The following is a 4,489-nucleotide window of genomic DNA, read 5'->3' as shown; positions in this document are numbered from 1 at the left end:
CCGTAGCGCCTGGCCGGGCCCGCGGCGACAGCGGAGCAACAGCCGTCGCCATGCGGTCGTTGCGGAGATAGTCGAGGAAGATGCGGCCAACCCGCAACCGCTTCGCCATGTTATCGACATAGCGCTCAGGATTGTCGCGCACCATTTGAACGCAGACTTCGCGAGCAAACTCCTTCGCCATGGCCCAGGTCAATTTCTGCTTTTTCGATCCGGCGAGCGGCGTCACCACATGAAGGCCTTTTCCGCCCGTGGTCTTGCAAAAGCTGATAAGTCCCAAGGCATCCAACCGGTCCTTCATTTCACGGGCGGCGGCGACGACCGTCGTGAATGGAACGTCGGGTCCTGGATCGAGATCGAACACCAATCGGCCAGGAACTTCGGGCTGCCGTGGCTGACAATTCCACGGATGCAGTTCCAATGCGGAGACTTGCGCCACCGCTGCCAGCCCCTCGACGCGATCGATTTGCAGATAAGGCTTTCGGTCGCCGAAGACGGTGACGAGCTCGAGGAGGTCCGATGTTCCCGGCATGGCATGTCGCTGAAAGAACTGCTCGCCTCCCAGCCCATCGGGGGCGCGGATGATCGAGCAGGGGCGTCCCTCGATGTGCTCTATCATCCAGGATCCGATCGACTCGTAATAGGTCGCGAGATCGAGCTTCGTCACCGGYTTTCCATCGCCGCCATCGGGCCACATCGTTTTATCCGGACTGGAAATTTGAACACCCATGACCACGGGCTTGCCGGGGCGCCTCTTGTGCGCGGCCGGAGCGGCCGGCTCCCGCATCTGCGTCGTCGCTGCCGGCGCGGGTTTCTCAGCCTCGACATCGCGCGCCGGCTTGTCCTCGCGCAGGCCCTTGAATGTCGCAGCCCGCACGCTGCCGCCACCGGTCCATCCAGCGAATTCGATCTCGGCGACCAGCTCCGGGCGCGTCCAATGGATATTGGCCGCCTTTCGCGGTGCTCCCCTGTTGGTAAACGGTGATTTCGCCGTCGTGACCGATTTCAATCGCGGGAGCAGCTTCTTGACTTTCGCCTCGCTGTAACCGGTCCCGACACGTCCCACATACGCGAAATGGTCGTCCCGATTGATGCCGACGAGAAGGGAGCGAAATCTTCCGTTGGTCGTCGTCCAGCCTCCGATGACGACCTCATGGCCAGGCCTGCATTTGGCCTTGGTCCAAGCACCGCTGCGACCTGAATGATAGGGAGCGTCGAGCTTCTTCGACACGATGCCTTCGAGTTTCAAGTTGCAGGCCGATCGCAACACAGCCGCACCGTCCGTTTCGACGTGCTCGACGAACCGCACGAGCGGCTGCCCGCCCGCCGACGCGAGGAGGTTTTCAAGCTCTCCTTTGCGTTCGGACAAGGGGCGTTCGCGCCAATCCCGACCGTCGGCGAAGAGCAAATCGAACGCATAGAAAATCAATTCGTCCGTGTTTCCCTCAGAAAGAGCCGCCTGCAGCGCGCTGAAATCGGGCGCGCCATTGGCGTCGAGGGCGACGACCTCGCCGTCGATCAGCGCATCGGGAAATCCGATCGCGGCATCGGCGATGGCCCCAAATTTTGCCGTCCAGTCCAGGCCCTTTCGCGTCTTCAACGTCACCCGGCCGGCGGCGATCCTCAACTGGATGCGATAGCCGTCGAATTTGATCTCGTGGGCCCACCCCCGCCCGGCCGGCGGTCTTTCCGTGCTTTGGCACAGCTGAGGTGCGATAAACTCCGGCACCTTCACCTGTGTCTTGATCTTCTTGCGATCGTCCTTCGTGGCACCCGTCGTGAGGTTTTTCTGCGCGCGCTTGCCTGCGGCGAGCCCCTTGTTGCTGTCCCAGGTGGCATCCGCATCGCCCGCTTCCTTGCCCGCCAGCATGAACGGCTTTGGGCCGCGCCCCTTTCCGGCAGCGATCTGCGCCATCGTTCGCCCCGACGCGACCGAGCGATCTTCGGCGAGCAATGCATCGCCCTTCCCGTCCGTGGCGTATTCATCGCGATGCTTGATCAGCAGCCAGTTGGTGCGCTTGCTGCGCGTGCGGTCATTTTTCATCCGCACGAGGACCCAGCTGCCATGCAGCCGCTTGCCTTCCAACTTGAACTTGAAGTCGCCATCGCGCAGCGCCAGCTCGGGGCTTTTCTTTCCCTCCGGCTCCCAAGAGCCCCGATCCCAGAGCTGAACCGTTCCGCCACCGTATTGGCCTTCTGGAATCGTCCCTTCGAAATCCCCGTAATCCAACGGATGGTCCTCGACCTCGACGGCGAGGCGCTTGTCGTGCGGATCGAGCGACGGTCCTTTGGTGACGGCCCAAGACTTGAAGACCCCGTCGAGTTCCAGGCGAAGGTCGTAGTGCAGCCGTGTGGCGTCGTGTTTCTGGATCACGAACCGTCGGCGCGGCGACGGCGCGACCTCGCCGGCCCCGCTCGGCTCTGCGGTCTTTGAGAAGTTGCGCTTCGCCTTGTAGGTCGAAAGCTTCTGCTCTTTGCTCACGCGGCCCTCTCGCCCCCGAAAAATTGCCAAGAATTGCTAAGATGCGAACGCGCGGAAGGGGCTTTGGTTCTGGCGATCGCGACCGGTTTCGTGCCTTTTGCGGTTCCTTTGGAACCGATCGCCCAAGCTTCGTATTTCTCTCTCGAACGCTGGAGATGCGGCCATGCCAAAGCGCGAACTGATCGATACCGATACCAGGACTGACGATCGCGGCGAGCGGCAATAGGCCCGGCCGTGGCACCGCGTTCTTTTTGGAAAGGCTATTTGAAACTCTCTTTCGTAACCTGCCCGGTTGCGATGGTGCCCGCGTTGTCGGAAGGCGAGAAGATTCGTTTTCACACGCTCAATCGGGCGACAGGAAACCGGATCGAGAGCCGGTATGTCGATGCCGTCACCGGGGAACCGGTCGAAGAAGAGGACGAAGTAAAGGGTTACCAAGCGGGCGACGACGACTACGTCCTCTTGGAGGACGAGGAGCTTGCAGCTGTCGCGCTCGAAAGCACCCGCACCATCGACGTCGACATGTTCGTCCCAAAGGAGTCGATCGAGTGGATCTGGTATGATCGGCCTCATTACCTGACCCCCGACGACCCCGTTGCGAACGAAGCCTTCGCCGTCATCCGGGAGGCGATGCGCGCCACCGGGATGGTCGGGATATCGAGGGTCGTTCTCTATCGCCGCGAACGCGCGGTGATGTTGGAGCCGCGCGGCAAAGGCATTGTCGCCTGGACGTTGCGATACGGCGACGAGGTGCGCGCGCCGGACGCCTATTTCGACGACATCAAGGACGAGAAAGTCGATCCAAAACTCATGACCCTGGTGAAGACCCTCATCGACGAGCGCACCAGCGAATGGAGCGACAAGCTCGTGCAGGACCCCGTCCAGCACAAACTGAAAGAGATCATTGCGTCGAAGAAAAAGAAGAAAGCTGCCCCGAAAGCGTCAGCCAAGAAAGGCGCGCCGGAACGGCCGAGCAATGTCATCAACATCATGGACGCGCTGAAGCGCAGCGTGGCTGCGAACCAGGCATCCTCATCGTCGAAGAAGACACCGCCGCCCAAAAAGAAAAAGTAGCGCGCGCTAGCTCGCCTTCCGTCGCGATGCCGCATGTCGCGATTTGGCGGTCCCTTTGCGCGCCGCCGTCTGCTTTGTGGCCTGCTTGCCGGCCTTTCGCGCGGATTTCGACGATGAGCCGGCGCCTGCGCTGCGCCGCAAGGCGTCCATCAGGTCGATGACCTTCGTTGCAGCCGGCTGCGCGGCCGGCTTGAAGGGCTTGCCTTGCTGCTTTGCCCGAACAAGGTCGGCGATGGCGCTCTCGTAACGATCATCGAAAGAGCGTGGATCGAACTTGCCCTTTTTGGTCGAGACGATGTGCTTTGCAAGGTCGAGCATCTCACCTTTGATCGTCAGATCGGGAATGTCCTCGAAGGCCTCTTTCTCGGATCGCACTTCGTAATCGAAATGCAATGTGTTCGCGACCATTCCATCGTCCAAGCTGCGGATGAGAACCGTGCGCACGCGGCGGAACAAGACCGCCCGCGCGAGCGCGGCGACACCCTTTCCCCGCATGCCCTCTCTCAGCAACGCGAAGGCATCCGAAGCGACAGGGGAACTCGGCCCGATATAGTAGGGACGGTCGAAATAGAGGTCGTCGATCTCGTCACATGAGATGAAGGCGCCGACATCGAGCGTCTTGTCGCTTTCGGGGACGACGGCGGCGACCTCTTCCGGCTCGAGCTCCACGTATTGCCCCTTGGCAACCTCATAGCCCTTCATCTGCTGATCCGCCTCGACGATCCGGCCCGTCTCGGCATCGACGTATTGCCGCTTGACGCGATGTCCGGTCTCCCGGTTGATCGTGTGGAAGGCGATCCGGTCGGATGTGGTCGCGGCGGTGTAGAGGGCCACAGGGCAGGACAGCTCCGCCACCTTCAAGAAGCCCTTCCAGATCGCGCGCGGTGCCATGAATCCTGCTCCAAGATACGCGACTCAACTCTGAAGGTACCCGAG

Annotated in this window: 3 protein-coding genes; 1 reads left to right on the top strand and 2 read right to left on the bottom strand. The window is 61.4% G+C overall.

The window, feature by feature from the left end; genetic code table 11:
* Positions 1-2,479 (bottom strand): DNA ligase D (gene ligD / locus AC1DT3_RS12875; protein WP_477465646.1); only part of this gene is annotated, 2,479 nt, incomplete at its 3' end.
* Positions 2,480-2,713: 234 nt separating this feature from the next.
* Here ligD and ku (AC1DT3_RS12870) point away from each other — a divergent pair.
* Positions 2,714-3,553: a non-homologous end joining protein Ku gene (gene ku, locus AC1DT3_RS12870; RefSeq protein WP_477465645.1), complete on the top strand. Its 840-nt coding sequence runs from the start codon at positions 2,714-2,716 to the stop codon at positions 3,551-3,553.
* A gap of 6 nt (positions 3,554-3,559) precedes the next feature.
* Here the strand turns inward: ku (AC1DT3_RS12870) and ku (AC1DT3_RS12865) are convergent, their stop codons facing one another.
* Positions 3,560-4,444, bottom strand: a complete 885-nt coding sequence (gene ku, locus AC1DT3_RS12865) for a non-homologous end joining protein Ku (RefSeq protein WP_477465644.1) — start codon at positions 4,442-4,444, stop codon at positions 3,560-3,562.
* Between the last annotated feature and the right edge of the window lie 45 nt (positions 4,445-4,489).

The organism is Microvirga sp. P4_G7, from assembly GCF_056401005.1.
The sequence above is the reverse complement of the archived record's forward strand: the minus strand, read 5'-3'. Positions and strand labels throughout refer to the sequence as shown.